The sequence below is a fragment of the Mycobacterium sp. NGS40 genome (assembly GCF_059812735.1).
This window is the reverse complement of sequence record NZ_JCALDG010000001.1, coordinates 250,078-263,836: the sequence shown is the minus strand read 5'-3', so window position 1 is coordinate 263,836 and position 13,759 is coordinate 250,078. Positions and strand designations below refer to the sequence as shown.

Below are 13,759 nucleotides of genomic sequence, written 5' to 3'. Positions count from 1 at the left end.
GGAGTTTGCCATGGCCAAGTGGACAGCAGCGGACATTCCCGACCAGAAGGGCCGCGTCGCCGTCATCACCGGAGCCAACACCGGCCTGGGCTACGAAACCGCCGCCGCGCTCGCCGAGCGGGGCGCCCACGTAGTGCTCGCGGTACGCAATCTCGACAAGGGCAAGGACGCCGCCGCACGGATCACCGCCCGGAGCCCGCACGCCGACGTCGCGCTGCAGGAGCTCGACCTGACGTCGCTGGACTCCGTCCGCGCGGCCGCCGGACAGCTCAACGCCGACTACGACCGCATTGACCTGCTGATCAACAACGCGGGGGTGATGTACACGCCGAAGGAAACCACCAAAGACGGCTTCGAGATGCAGTTCGGCACCAACCACCTGGGCCACTTCGCGCTCACCGGCCTGCTGCTGGAGCGGCTGCTGCCCGTCCCCGGATCGCGGGTCGTGACGGTGAGCAGCGTCGGCCATCGCATCCTGGCCGATATCCACTTCGACGACCTGCAGTGGGAGCGCTCCTACAACCGGGTGGCGGCCTACGGGCAGGCCAAGCTCGCCAACCTGTTGTTCACCTACGAACTGCAGCGACGCCTTGCCCCGCACGGGACGACGATCGCCGCCGCCGCCCACCCCGGCGGGTCGAACACCGAGCTGGGCCGCTACACGCCCGCTTTGTTCCGGCCGCTCGTCAACGTGTTCTTCTCGGTGATCGCTCAGGACGCGGCCATGGGCGCGCTCCCGACGCTGCGTGCCGCCACCGACCCGGGCGTCCTCGGCGGCCAGTACTACGGCCCCGACGGGTTCGCCGAGACCCGCGGCTACCCCAAAGTCGTCGCCTCGAGCGCCAAGTCGCACGACACCGAGCGGCAGCGCCGGTTGTGGGCGGTTTCCGAGGAGCTCACCGGCGTCGTCTTTCGCATCGACTAGGCCAAGTCGAGCAACTGCTCGTAGAAGCCGCCGAAACCACGCGGGCGGTCGACCAGATGGACCTCCAGGATCCAATGGCACGGCCGCCCGCCGGCGTCTGCACGCCGCATCGGTTTGCGCGAGCCGGGCGTGATGTAGCACTGGACGCCATCGCCGGAGATCTTCTTGTGCGGAAACTCGCCCACCAGATGGCCGGCGATCGGGCTGCCCCACTCGAAACCCGCGGCGCGGGCGGCGCCGACGACAAAGTCGAACAACTCGGCTCCGGTGACCGCCGGATGCTGGTCGAAATACTCGCGCCCGGCCCGCCACACCCGCGGAAGTGCCTCGCGGACAGCGATTTTGGCCGGGTCGCCGCCCACCACAAAAGTGCGCCCGAAGTCGGCCTCCCACTGCTGGAAGATCGGCCCGAAATCGAGGAACACGATGTCGTCGTGGCCGATCACCCGGTCCGGCGGATGCTCCTTGAAGGGCAACAAAGTGTTTTCGCCGGCTCGCACGATGCGCCGGTGCCAATGCCGGCTCGCCCCGAACATCTCCGCGGCCAGGTCGCGGATCTCGTCGGACAGCGCCCGCTCCCCCACACCGGGGCGGACCATCGCGCGAGCTTCGATCTCGCCGAACAGTCGCGCCGCCTTGGCCTCGGCGTCCAGGAGGCGCGCTACTCGCACCTCTTCGGGCGCCCTTTCCGGGACCTCCACTCTGGCGATGCTAACTGGCAGGCTGGATTCCATGTCCCTCGTCGTGCCGCCGTATCCATCGCCCCGCTACACCGCCGACCGGCCGGAAGTCAGCGCCTGGCTCAAACGCGGTGATGCGCCACCGGATTACGAGACCGCCGGGGTCAACTACCACTACCTGGCCAATCAGCAGGCCACCGACGGCGACTACGGCCTGTACCGGGTCGATATCGCCCCGGCCGGCGGCGGACCCCCGGCGCACTATCACCGGGCCATGTCCGAGGCCTTCTTCGTGCTGTCCGGGACGATCAAGCTCTACGACGGCACCGAGTGGGTCGACGGCCGCGCACACGATTTCCTCTACGTCCCGCCGGGCGGGATCCACGGCTTCCGCAACGAGGCCGACGGACCCGCGTCGATCCTGATGCTGTTCGCGCCCGGCGCGCCGCGCGAGACGTACTTCGAAGGTTTTGGCGCGCTGGCCGCCATGACTGACGACGAGCGCAGCGAGTGGTTCGTCCGGCACGACAACTTCTGGGTCTGACGCGCCAGCCGTTAGCGCATTTTTCACGTCAAGTTTCACCACAGCGTGAATTTCCTGTTGCGTTGAAACTAGTTTCACCGTAGCGTGAAGCTAGTTTCAACGATCCGTGAAAAAATGGGAGAGAAGGCCATGATCACTACCTCGAAGCGCGTCGCCGGAATCGAACCGGGCCAGCGCCGGCTGAACGGACCGCAGACATCGGGGCGCGAATTCCGCAACCTGAGCGAACCGAAGTACGGCACGCGTCGGCACCTAAACGTCAAGATCCCGATGCGCGACGGCATCGAGCTGATGGCCGACATCTACCGCCCGGACGCCGACGGGCCGTTTCCGGCACTGGTGGCCGCATCCCCCTACGCCCGGCAGATACAAGACCTCGGCGCCCCAGCCGGCTTCATCGAGGCGGGCGCCACTGACTTCTGGGTACCGCGCGGCTACGTCCACGTCATCGTCAACCTGCGCGGAACCGGCGGTTCCGGTGGGACTTTCGCTTTCTTCGACAGCCAAGAGCGCCGCGACATGCACGACGTGATCGAGTGGGTCGCCGAACAACCATGGTGTGACGGCAATCTCGGCATGCTGGGCATCAGCTACTTCGCCATGACCCAACTCGAGGCAGCCGTCGAGCGACCGCCACACCTCAAGGCCATCTTTCCGTTCGCCGTAACCAGCGATCTATACGATGGCGCGACGCACCACGGCCTGCCCAGTACGAAATTCGTCAGTTCGTTTTTGTCGATGCTCGGGCTGACGGCACCCAAGAGTGACCGGTTCTACCGCAGTGCACCTTTCGCCATTGGCCGCCGGCTGCTGAATCTGGCGCCGATACACAAGAAGTTCGCCACGATGAACGGCGAATCGGCCAATGGCATGCTCAACCTGCTGATGAAACTGCCCCATCAGCCGCGGCCATGGGACGAGCTGTGGCAGAACGCCGTCGTCAGACATCCGATACGCGACGAATGGTGGGACGAACGGGACCTGACTGATCTGCTCGAAAACATCGATATACCAGTCTATTTGGGATGCGATTGGGAGAACGTGCCGCTGCACCTGCCGTCGACCTTTTCCACGCTGCGCAACCTGACCAAGAGCCCGTGCGTCCGGGTCGCGATGCTCGGCAAATACGGCCTTACCTGGCCGTGGGAGAGCATGCACATCGAAGCGCTCGCGTGGTACGACCACTGGCTCAAGGGACAGGACACCGGAATTCTCGAGGGTCCCGCCTTCCGCTACTTCCTGCCGGTGGCCGAGGAGTGGAAGGCTCAGGAGTCGTGGCCGCCGCCCGACAGCTCACATGTCGAGTTCGCCCTGCGCGCCGACGCAGGCCTCGCCGTCGACGAGGGCGAGCCGGGCAGTCGCGAATATTGGTCCCTGGGAACAGGACTCAACCGCGCCAAGCCCAGTGAGATCGATCCGCCGTCGCTGCTGACCTGGACCACCGCGCCGCTGGACGAAGACTTGGATGTGGCGGGTGACATCGAACTGCGACTGGTCGCCTCGGCGACGGCGTTGGACACCGGATGGATCGTGACCGTGTCCGACATTGCCGAAGACGGCTCGGCTGTCGAGCATCTCACCAGCGGCTGGCTTCGGGCCAGTCTGCGTGAGGTCGACGACGACGCCAGCCGTCCCGGCGCGCCGGTGCTACGGTGCCGGACAGCAGTCGGGATACCGATCGGTGAGGACGTCGTGTACCGAATCCCCTTGCTGCCCAACGCCCGACGATTTCGCCGCGGGCACCGCATCCGGTTGACACTCACCAGCGACGACCAGAATCCCGACGTTCCGGCCATCATGGACTTCCGGCATGCGCCCGTCGGCACCAGCACGATCAACACCGTTCGATCGTCATCGCGGCTGCTGTTGCCGGTAGTTCACGCGCGCAGCGCGTAGTCCTGCTCCACCATCGTGCGGGTGCGCTCGAAGAAGGTCCGCCCGCTGTAGGGCAGCTGAGTGACAACCTTGCCGCTGGGATGGCGAAAGTAGTTGGTACAGGCCAGCCAGACCTTGCCCTGCATCGCGGCCTGGATCTCGTCGTTGTAGCGGCGCTGCGCATCCCCGGTGACCTCGATGGTGCGCGCCCCGCGATCACCCATCACGTCGAGCAGCCGGCGGACGAACGTCGTTTGCGCCTCGTGGATGTAGATGATCGAGTTGACGCCGTTCGTGTTGGGGCCGTACAGCGTGAAGAAGTTCGGGTATCCGGCGATCAACGTGCCGAGGTAGGCTTCCGCGCCGTCCCGCCAGTCCTCGCGCAGCGCACGGCCGCCGCTGCCGTACACGTCGATGCTGGCAAGGTAGTCGGCGGCTTTGAAGCCGGTGCCGTAGATGATGGTGTCGACGCGGTGCTCGACGCCGTCGGCGGTGCGCACCCCGCGCTCGGTCATCTCGGTGATCGCGCCGGTTTCCAGACTGACGTTCGGCAATCCGAACGTCGGGTACCACTCGCGCGACATCAGCGGCCGCTTGCAGCCCACCGGGTAGTCCGGCGTCAGCTTGGCGCGCAGCGCGGGGTCGGCGACCTTGCGCATCAGGTAACTGCGGGCGAGCTCGGTGGCCTCGCGGGTCTGAATCGCGTCGACGTCGAAGCTGGACGACTCGTAGGCGTCGAATGCCTCGTCGCGCAGCTTCTGCACGACCGCCGGATCGCGCTCGAACTCCGCGTGTTGTTCCGGCGTGAACGGAAAGTCGAATCGGGGCGAGATCCAGATCGGGGTTCGCTGAAACACGGTGAGATGTGCGGTTTTCGGGGCGATCGCCGGAACATACTGGATCGCACTGGCACCCGTGCCGATGGACGCGACCCGCTCACCTGCCGTCGACTTGCTGTGATCCCACCGCGCGGAGTGGAATTGCCTGCCCTGAAACCGTTGCGCCCCAGGGATATCCGGAACGTTGGGCACGTCGAGCATCCCGACCGCGCTGACCACTGCGTCGAACTCGTGCGCATCGCCGTCACCGGTGACGAGTGTCCAGCGCCGGCGGCTGTCCGACCACCGCACGGTGGTGATCGAGGTGTGGGGCCGCAGGTGCGGGCCCAGCCCGCGCTCGGTGGCCACCCGTTCCAGGTAGGCCAGGATCTCGGGTTGGTTCGCGTAGGTCTTGCTCCAGCGCGGGTTCAGCGCGAACGAGTACGAGTACAGATGCGACGGCACATCGCAGGCCGCCCCCGGAAAAGTGTTGTGCCGCCAGGTACCGCCGAATCCGTCGGCGCGGTCGAAGATGGTGAAGTCGTAGCCACCCTCGGCGAGCTGGATTCCCATTGCGATGCCACCGGCGCCCGCGCCGATGACCCCGACGCGCGGCTTCAGTCCCATTGCGCGAAGTAGGGTCGCCCGGGCCGGCTCTTCTCCACCAGGATGAACACCACACCCCACGGATCGACGAACCAGCTGGTGCGCACTCGCGCGACGTCGGCGACTCCGCTCACCAGAAACCGGACTCCCTTGCTCTCGAGTTCGGCGCGGGTGGCCTCGAGATCCGCACAGATCAGCCCGACGTGTGAGAGCCCGTGATCGGTGAGGGCCGCGGCGGCCCGCTGATCGCCGCCGTCGACGTTGAGGTATTCGATCACCTCGAGGACGCGGTCGCTGCCGTCGTCGAAGCCGACGATGGCGGCTTTCATCGTGGGATCGGCCACCAGCTCACCCATGTCGTTGCGAATGGCGTTACCGCCCATCACACACGGCGGCGAGACCACACGCAGGCCTAACACGTCACGGTAAAAGGCCACTGCGGCCTCACAATCCGGTACGCACACGCCGGTGTGGGCCAACCCGGTAATCACGTTCTCGACTCTACGTCGGCGCGACCCCTGAGGCGGGCAGTACCAGCTCCGGAATCCGGCAGGCCGATAATGGCCAAGTGCGGTCAGTCGAGGAACATCAGCGCGTCGTAGCTGCCATGATCGGCGCCCGCCCCGCCGTGACGGTGCCCCTGACGCAGGCGCAGGGCCTGGTTCTGGCCGATGACGTGGTTGCCGAGCTGGCGCTGCCGGTTTTCGACAACTCCGCGATGGACGGATACGCGGTGCGCGCCGAGGAGACCGAGGGCGCCACACCCGACCGGCCGGTGGTCTTGCCGGTCGCCGAGGACATTCCCGCCGGGCGCACCGATCAGTTGACGCTGCGACCCGGAACCGCGCACCGCATCATGACCGGCGCGCCGATGCCGACCGGGGCGACGGGCGTTGTGCCGGTGGAGAACACCGACGGTGGTGTGGACTCGGTGGCGATCCGTGCACGCGCGGAGCCGGGCAAGCACGTTCGGCGGGCGGGCGAAGACGTGGCGCCGGGCACCACCGTGCTGCGCAAGGGTCAGGTCGTCACGCCGGCGGTGCTGGGCCTGGCCGCGGCGCTGGGATTGCCGGGGCTGCCGGTGATCCCGCGCCAGCGGGTGCTGGTGATCTCGACCGGGACGGAGCTGGTGACGCCGGGCACCCCGCTGCAGCCCGGACAGATCTACGAGTCCAACTCGATCATGCTGGCCGGGGCCGTGCGTGAGGCCGGCGCCGACGTGATCGCCGTCGCGACCGCCGAAGACGATGTCGCGCAGTTCAGCTCGATTCTGGACAAGCACGCGGCCGACGCGGACCTGATCATCACCAGCGGCGGAGTCAGCGCCGGCGCCTACGAGGTCGTCAAGGACGCGTTCGGACGTGACGGAGACCAGGGCGTCGAGTTCGTCAAGGTGGCGATGCAACCCGGGATGCCGCAGGGCATCGGGCGGGTGGCCGGCACCACGATCGTCACCCTGCCCGGCAACCCGGTCAGCGCGCTGGTGTCCTTCGAGGTGTTCATCCGTCCCGCGCTGCGCACGGCGATGGGCCTGCCGGATCCGCACCGCCCGCACCGGCCCGCGGTGCTCGCCGAGTCGCTGACCTCGCCGAAGGGTAAGCGTCAATTCCGGCGCGCGATTCTGGACACCGCCCACGGCAGCGTGCTCAGCTACGGCCCGCCGGCCTCGCACCATCTGCGGTGGCTGGCTTCCGCGAACGGCCTGCTGGACATCCCCGAGGACGTCGTGGAGGTGTCCGCCGGAACCGAGCTGCAGGTCTGGGATCTGAGCTAAGCCTGCCGGTGGAACTCGTCGGCGGCGTCGAACGCCGTGGTGCAGCGGATCGCGATTGCGGCCACGCAGACCATCACCGGAATGGTCACCAATGCCGCCGGCAACCCGATCCAGTCGGCGAGATGGCCGATCAACGGCGGCCCGAGCAGGTAACCCAGCCAGCCGCTGGCGGCCACGATCGTGATGGCCGAACCGGCGTTGCCGGCCGAGTAGGCGGCGCTGAACGCGGTGGGCACCAACAGCGCCACACCGGCGCCCAGGCAGGCGAACCCGAGCACCGTGACGACGGGGTTGCCCAGCGCCAGCGTCACGCACATCGCAATCGCCGCGAATACCGCTACGGCCGGCAGCAGCCGGCGCGCCGACAGCCGCGTCTGCAGACGGGTCGCGCCCAGCCGGGTGACGACCATCAGCAACGTGTACGCGGCGTAGCTCAGCGCGGCGACGCCCGGGCTGGCCCCCACGACGTTGCGCGAGTAGGTGGCCGACCAGTCGGCCGCGGCACCCTCGGACAGGAATGACGCGAACGACACCAACGCCAGCACGGCGACGGCAGCCGTCAACCCGAAGCGCTTGGCGGAGCGCGTAGCCGAAACGTCGGCCGTTGCCTGATCCGGTACCAGGTAACGCAGGAACGGTACCGCGACAACCAGCACGACCACCCCCACCGCCACCAGCAGCGGGGCAAGACCGACTCCGGCGCCCACACACGCCGCTCCAGTGCTGGCTCCGAGCAGTCCGCCGGTGCTCCACATGCCATGGAAGCGGGCCATGATCGGTGCCCGGACGAGCCGCTCGACGGTGCCGGCCTGGGTGTTCATCGCGACGTCCAGCGCACCCTGAAAGACACCCCACACCGTGAGCGCCGAGAACAGCGACAGCTCACCGGAGGCCAGCCCGATGGCCGGTCCGGCAAGCGCGTAGCCGACGAGAGTGGTGGGCACCAACCGGTGACTGCCCCATCGGGGCAGCGCCCAATGACAAAACATCATCGCGGCCACCGAGCCCAGCGGCATACCGAAGAGCGCGGTGCCGAGCGCCGCATTGGACAGGCCGAGCTGTGCTTTGACTTGCGGGATATACGCGACCCAGGCCGAGGCCAGCACCGCGTGAGCCGTGAAGACGATGGTGACGGTTGTTTTTGCGCGGCGCAGCCGCGTCGCCGCGCGGTCAGGAGTCTGCGATCGAGTCGAGATCCGTACACCCCCTATGCGCGTGAAAGACCAATGCTTGCATTGCTGGCCCGCACGAAGCGCGCCGCCACCCGGGCTCCGTAAGATGACGCGGGTGGCACGACGCCCCCGCCATTCCGCCGACGAAGGCCTGTCCTACCAGGGCCCTGCCGTCAGCCCACGGCACATGCTGCAGCTGGTGAGAGAAACCGTGCCGCCGGTGCATCCCGCGGGGCTGCCGTTCATCTCCGCCGGCCTGGCCCTCGCGCTGGTCGGCCGCAACCACCGGTGGCCGCGCCGGGTCGGCCTGCTGGCCGCGGGTGCCTGTGCGGCATTCTTCCGGCACCCGCCCAGGGTGCCGCCGACGCGGCAGGGCGTCGTGGTCGCCCCCGCCGACGGCGTCGTCTGCCTGGTGGACGCCGCGGCCCCGCCCGCGGAACTGAGCATGGGAGACGCGCCGCTGCCGCGAGTCAGCATTTTCCTGTCGATCCTGGACGCCCACGTGCAACGCGCCCCGGTCGGCGGCGAGGTGATCGCCGTGCAACACCGCCCCGGCCGTTTCGGGTCGGCCGACCTGCCGTCGGCGAGCGACGAGAACGAGCGCACCAGCGTGCGGATCCGGACCGACAGTGGCGCCGAGGTGGTCGCGGTGCAGATCGCCGGGCTGGTCGCGCGCCGCATCGTCTGCGACGCGCACGTCGGGGACAAGTTGTCGATCGGTGAAACCTACGGACTGATCCGGTTCGGCTCGCGGCTGGACACCTACTTGCCGCCGGGCAGCCAGCCGATCGTCGCGGTCGGCCAGCGCGCGGTGGCCGGCGAGACGGTATTGGCCGATCTGCGATGAGCAACAAGATTCGGGGCCGGGCGGTCAACCTGCAGATCCTGCCCAGCGCGATGACGGTGCTGTCGATCTGCGCGGGCCTGACGTCGATCAAGTTCGCGCTGGAACATCAGCCGAAGGCGGCGATGGCGCTGATCGCCGCGGCGGCCATTCTCGATGGGCTGGACGGCCGGGTGGCCCGCATCCTGGACGCGCAGTCGCGCATGGGTGAGGAGATCGACTCGCTGGCCGACGCGGTGAACTTCGGGGTGACTCCGGCGATCGTGCTCTACGTGACGCTGTTGTCGACGTCGCCGGCCGGCTGGATCGTGGTGCTGTTGTACGCGGTCTGCGTGGTGCTGCGGCTGGCGAGGTTCAACGCGTTGCAGGACGACGGATCCAAGCCCGCCTACGCGCACGAGTTCTTCGTCGGAATGCCCGCGCCGGCCGGTGCGATCTCGATGATCGGCCTGATCGGGCTCAAGCTGCAGTTCGGCGATGGCTGGTGGTCGTCGACGGTGTTCCTCTGCCTCTGGATCACCGGGACGTCGATGTTGATGATCAGCAAGATCCCGATGCGCAAGATGCACGCCGCGGCGGTGCCACCGAACTGGGCGGCGCCGCTGCTGGCCATCCTCGCGATCTGCGCGGCGGCCGCGGTGCTGGCTCCTTACGTCCTGATCTGGGTCATCATCGTCGCTTACCTGTGCCACGTTCCCTTCGCGGTGCGCAACCAGCGCTGGCTGGCCGCGCATCCCGAGGTGTGGGGCGAAAAGCCCGAGCAACAGCGCGCCGTGCGGCGCGCCAACCGCCGCGCACAGCCCCACCGGCGCCCGATTGTGCGGCTGGGACGGCCCGGCGGACGATCGATGGCGCGGCTGGGGCTGCGTAAGCCGGGTGGACGCTTGCCATGACGGATCCCGGCGCGGGGTCCGGACACCTGACGCTGACCGCCCGGCTGAACACCTCGGCCGTCGACTCGCGCCGCGGCGTCATCCGAATGCACCCGAACGCCGTTGCCGCCCTTGGCATTCGGGAGTGGGATGCGGTGTCGCTGACGGGATCACGAACCACCGCGGCGGTGGCGGGGCTGGCCGAAACGACGATTCCGGTGAGCACGGTGCTGCTCGACGACGTGACGCTGTCCAACGCGGGCTTGCGCGAGGGCACCGCGGTGATCGTCAGCGCGGTCACGGTGTACGGCGCGCGATCGGTGACGCTGAGCGGCTCTTCGCTTGCCATCCAATCGATCACCTCGGCCACGCTGCGGCAGGCCCTGCTCGGCAAGGTGATGACCGTGGGCGACGCGGTCTCGCTGCTGCCCCGCGACCTCGGGCCCGGCACCTCGGCTCCTCCTGGCAGCCGGGCGGCTGCCACTGCGCTGGCGTCGGCGGTCGGGATCAGCTGGACCTCGGAGCTGCTCACGGTCACCGGCGTGGATCCCGACGGGCCGGTGAGTGTGCAACCGAACTCGTTGGTCTCCTGGGGCGACGGGATTCCGGTCGGCGCCGCCGCGGCCCGGCCGGAACCGGTCGCCGTTGCGGATCCCGCCATCGGAGTCGACGATCTCAAGGGTTCCCAAGTACAGGCCGGCAAGCTCAGCGAATGGCTCAAGCTGGCGCTCGACGAACCCCACCTGCTGAAAACCCTTGGCGCCACCACGAATTTGGGCGTATTGGTGTCGGGCCCGGCCGGAGTCGGCAAGACGACGATGGTGCGGGCGGTGTGTGCCGGCCGCAGGCTGATCCAACTCGACGGCCCCGAGGTGGGCGCGCTGGCGGCCGAAGACCGGCTCAAGACGGTAGCCGCCGCGGTGACCGGGATTCGTGACGGCGGCGGCGTGCTGCTGATCACCGATGCCGACGCGCTGCTGCCCGCGACCGCCGAGCCGGTGGCCGCCCTGATCCTTGCCGAGCTGCGCACCGCGGTGGCCACCGATGGCGTGGCCCTGATCGCCACGTCCGCGCTGCCCGACCAGCTCGATCCGCGGTTGCGCTCCCCCGAGCTGTGCGACCGGGAGCTCGGCCTGACGCTGCCCGACGGCGCGACCCGCAAAGCACTGCTGGAGACCCTGCTGAAATCCGTGCCGACCGGCGAGCTGAACCTCGATGAAATCGCTGGCCGTACACCGGGTTTCGTTGCCGCTGACCTGGCCGCGCTGGTCCGGGAGGCGGCGCTGCGGGCGGCGTCGCGGGCCAGCGCCGAAGGCCGGCCGCCGACGCTGCGTCAAGACGATCTGGTCGGCGCGCTGTCGGTCATCCGGCCACTGTCCCGTTCGGCAAGCGAGGAACTGACCGTCGGAAACGTGACGCTCGACGACGTCGGCGACATGGTCGAGGCCAAACAGGCGCTGACCGAAGCGGTGTTGTGGCCGCTGCAGCATCCCGACACCTTCGCGCGCCTCGGCGTCGATCCGCCACGCGGCGTGCTGCTCTACGGGCCACCGGGCTGCGGCAAGACGTTCGTGGTCCGGGCGCTGGCCAGCACCGGGCAGCTGAGCGTGCATGCGGTCAAGGGCTCCGAGCTGATGGACAAGTGGGTGGGCGCCTCGGAGAAGGCTGTTCGCGAATTATTCCGGCGGGCAAGGGATTCGGCGCCGTCGCTGGTCTTCCTCGACGAGGTGGACGCGCTGGCGCCGCGGCGCGGGCAGAGCTTCGACTCCGGCGTCACTGATCGCGTGGTGGCCGCGCTGTTGACCGAGCTCGACGGCATCGACCCGCTGCGTGACGTCGTGGTGCTGGGCGCGACCAACCGGCCCGATCTGATCGATCCCGCGCTGCTGCGCCCGGGCCGCCTGGAGCGGCTGGTGTTCGTCGAGCCGCCCGACGGGGCCGCCCGCCGCGAAATCCTGTGCACCGCAGCAAAATCCATCCCGCTGAGCGCGGATGTCAATCTCGACGACATCGCCGCCGAACTCGACGGGTACAGCGCGGCCGACTGCGTGGCTCTGCTGCGCGAGGCCGCACTCACCGCGATGCGGCGCTCCATCAATGCCGCCGACGTCACCGCCGCCGACCTCGAGGCGGCCCGCAAAACCGTGCGACCCTCCCTGGATCCCGTCCAGGTGGCATCGCTACGCGCGTTCGCCAAAGCTTTCTAGCACCGCACGCACCGACACCGCGACATCGTCCTCCAGCCAGGCCGGCATCGGATCGTCGCGCGCGTGCCGCCGGACCACGGCATAGGGCAGGTCGACGATCGCGCGCGAGACAGCGTCAACGGACCGGGAATCCTTGCGCCCGTACAATTCTCGAGCCAGCACGCCGACCCGCTCGATCAGCGGCGCATTCATCGCGGCCACCGTCTCCTGGAATTGCGCGTCGGGCTGGTCGTCGAGCAGGTCAGCCGGTCGGATGGTCAGCAATAGCCGCGCGTCCGCCGGAAGTTCGCGCGCGAAGCTGATCGCGGACACTGCCATCGCCACCGCAACCTCGGTCGGGGTATCGGCAGCCGCGGACATCGCCCGGGACTGGAAGCGTTCCAGCGCGCGCAACCACGCCGCCGTCAGGATGCCGTCGCGGTTGCCGAAGCGGTGATACAACGTGCCGGCCGGCGCGCCGCTGGATTTCGCGATCGCCGCGACACTTGCCGCGCGCGGTCCGCCGTCAAGCACCAGTGTTCGGGCCGCATCGAGGATCACGTCGGTTTCATGCTTCCGCGGAGGCGCCATGATCTAGTACATTCCTTCTATATGGAACGATTACCCTATATCGACGAGCATGCCATAACCATCGACGCGGATCGGGAAGAAACGTGGTCGGCGCTGTTGCGGGTGATGTGTCGCGACCCGCGCGATCCCTTCACGGTGCCAATCGGATTCGTGCTCGACGAAGCCCGCGAGCCCGAACGCTTCGCACTCGTGGGCCGCCACCTGTTCGCCGTGTACCGGTGGGTGTTCGTGCTGGAGGCAGGAAACGCGGGCCGCACCCGGCTGCGCGCGACCACGTGGGCCGTCTTCCCGGGTGTGCGGGGAAGGATCTATCGCGCCCTGGTCATCGGCACCGGTGCACACCGGGTGGTGGCGCGCGCGACGCTGAAACGCATTGCGGCCGCGGCACTGCGCGACCAGAACGAGAGCGGCCAGACCGCATCCGACTATACCGACGTCTTCGAGGTCCCGATCGCACCCGGCGACACGCGCACCGCCGAACAGATGTTCCGTGACGCGCTCGGCAAGCAACGCGGTGGCGGCGCGGTGTCGTGGATCCACCGCCACGTCTTGCGATTTCAGCTGCACTCCTCGACCCACCACCTGATCGGCTGGCAGATCGAGCATTCGGATCCCGACGAGCTGGTGCTGACCGCGCGCGGGCCGCTGATGCGCGGGGAGCTGACGCTGCGGCGCCCGGACGGCCGGCGGGCCACGCTCACCACGCGAGTACACTATCGCCGCAGACTGTCCGCCCGCATGGTCTGGGCGGTGATCGCCCCGCTGCATCGGGCCGTGGCACCGCGGCTGATGCAGCACGCCGCCGAGTCCGATCCACGCCGGGCGGCGGTCATATGAGTTCGGCCTGAACGTTTCACGGCGCTGGTCCGTAA

General features: G+C 68.4%; 13 protein-coding genes. 8 read left to right on the top strand and 5 right to left on the bottom strand.

Going from position 1 to position 13,759, the window contains the following annotated elements:
- The first annotated feature begins 10 nt into the window (after positions 1-10).
- On the top strand, positions 11-925 hold the full coding sequence (locus tag AC5Y5O_RS01300; RefSeq protein WP_096284386.1) for an SDR family NAD(P)-dependent oxidoreductase: 915 nt from the start codon (positions 11-13) through the stop codon (positions 923-925).
- Here the strand turns inward: AC5Y5O_RS01300 and AC5Y5O_RS01295 are convergent.
- Positions 922-1,659 carry a M24 family metallopeptidase gene (locus tag AC5Y5O_RS01295; RefSeq protein ID WP_500023390.1) on the bottom strand — a complete coding sequence of 246 codons (738 nt, stop codon included), beginning with the start codon at positions 1,657-1,659 and terminating at the stop codon, positions 922-924. The two genes, AC5Y5O_RS01300 and AC5Y5O_RS01295, sit on opposite strands and share 4 nt — an antisense overlap.
- On the opposite strand from AC5Y5O_RS01295, the gene AC5Y5O_RS01290 reads away from it, so the two are divergent.
- Both AC5Y5O_RS01290 and AC5Y5O_RS01285 read left to right on the top strand, forming a co-directional pair.
- The gene (locus AC5Y5O_RS01290; RefSeq protein WP_096284384.1) at positions 1,658-2,149 is read left to right on the top strand and encodes a cupin domain-containing protein; all 492 of its coding nucleotides are present in this window, start codon (positions 1,658-1,660) and stop codon (positions 2,147-2,149) included. The genes AC5Y5O_RS01295 and AC5Y5O_RS01290 overlap by 2 nt on opposite strands.
- A gap of 129 nt (positions 2,150-2,278) precedes the next feature.
- Positions 2,279-4,045 carry a CocE/NonD family hydrolase gene (locus AC5Y5O_RS01285; protein WP_243393752.1) on the top strand — a complete coding sequence of 589 codons (1,767 nt, stop codon included), beginning with the start codon at positions 2,279-2,281 and terminating at the stop codon, positions 4,043-4,045.
- Here AC5Y5O_RS01285 and AC5Y5O_RS01280 read toward each other — a convergent pair.
- Positions 4,027-5,469: a flavin-containing monooxygenase gene (locus tag AC5Y5O_RS01280; RefSeq protein WP_500023387.1), complete on the bottom strand. Its 1,443-nt coding sequence runs from the start codon at positions 5,467-5,469 to the stop codon at positions 4,027-4,029. The two genes, AC5Y5O_RS01285 and AC5Y5O_RS01280, sit on opposite strands and share 19 nt — an antisense overlap.
- Positions 5,460-5,939 carry a VOC family protein gene (locus AC5Y5O_RS01275; protein WP_096284378.1) on the bottom strand — a complete coding sequence of 160 codons (480 nt, stop codon included), beginning with the start codon at positions 5,937-5,939 and terminating at the stop codon, positions 5,460-5,462. Before AC5Y5O_RS01275 ends, AC5Y5O_RS01280 begins: the two co-directional genes overlap by 10 nt.
- A gap of 77 nt (positions 5,940-6,016) precedes the next feature.
- Between AC5Y5O_RS01275 and moeA the strand changes: the two genes are divergently transcribed.
- Positions 6,017-7,222 (top strand): molybdopterin molybdotransferase MoeA, encoded by a 1,206-nt coding sequence (moeA, locus tag AC5Y5O_RS01270; protein ID WP_096284376.1) that lies wholly within the window; start codon positions 6,017-6,019, stop codon positions 7,220-7,222.
- On the opposite strand, the gene AC5Y5O_RS01265 is transcribed toward moeA, so the two are convergent.
- Positions 7,219-8,376, bottom strand: a complete 1,158-nt coding sequence (locus AC5Y5O_RS01265; RefSeq protein WP_096284374.1) for an MFS transporter — start codon at positions 8,374-8,376, stop codon at positions 7,219-7,221. The two genes, moeA and AC5Y5O_RS01265, sit on opposite strands and share 4 nt — an antisense overlap.
- 133 nt (positions 8,377-8,509) lie before the next feature.
- On the opposite strand from AC5Y5O_RS01265, the gene AC5Y5O_RS01260 reads away from it, so the two are divergent.
- From AC5Y5O_RS01260 to AC5Y5O_RS01250, 3 genes are read left to right on the top strand one after another with little or no spacing between them, the layout of a single operon-like run.
- Positions 8,510-9,241: a phosphatidylserine decarboxylase gene (locus tag AC5Y5O_RS01260; protein ID WP_279304364.1), complete on the top strand. Its 732-nt coding sequence runs from the start codon at positions 8,510-8,512 to the stop codon at positions 9,239-9,241.
- Positions 9,238-10,131 carry a CDP-diacylglycerol--serine O-phosphatidyltransferase gene (gene pssA / locus AC5Y5O_RS01255; protein WP_342926063.1) on the top strand — a complete coding sequence of 298 codons (894 nt, stop codon included), beginning with the start codon at positions 9,238-9,240 and terminating at the stop codon, positions 10,129-10,131. The genes AC5Y5O_RS01260 and pssA overlap by 4 nt, the downstream gene beginning before the upstream one ends.
- The gene (locus tag AC5Y5O_RS01250) at positions 10,128-12,317 is read left to right on the top strand and encodes an AAA family ATPase (RefSeq protein ID WP_096284368.1); all 2,190 of its coding nucleotides are present in this window, start codon (positions 10,128-10,130) and stop codon (positions 12,315-12,317) included. Before pssA ends, AC5Y5O_RS01250 begins: the two co-directional genes overlap by 4 nt.
- Here AC5Y5O_RS01250 and AC5Y5O_RS01245 read toward each other — a convergent pair.
- Entirely contained in the window at positions 12,291-12,887 is a 597-nt protein-coding gene (locus AC5Y5O_RS01245) for a TetR/AcrR family transcriptional regulator (RefSeq protein WP_096284366.1), read from the bottom strand. The two genes, AC5Y5O_RS01250 and AC5Y5O_RS01245, sit on opposite strands and share 27 nt — an antisense overlap.
- A 21-nt stretch (positions 12,888-12,908) precedes the next feature.
- Here AC5Y5O_RS01245 and AC5Y5O_RS01240 point away from each other — a divergent pair, with 21 nt between their 5' ends.
- Complete coding sequence (locus AC5Y5O_RS01240; RefSeq protein WP_500023375.1) at positions 12,909-13,724, top strand: DUF2867 domain-containing protein; 816 nt, start codon at positions 12,909-12,911, stop codon at positions 13,722-13,724.
- Positions 13,725-13,759 lie beyond the last annotated feature (35 nt).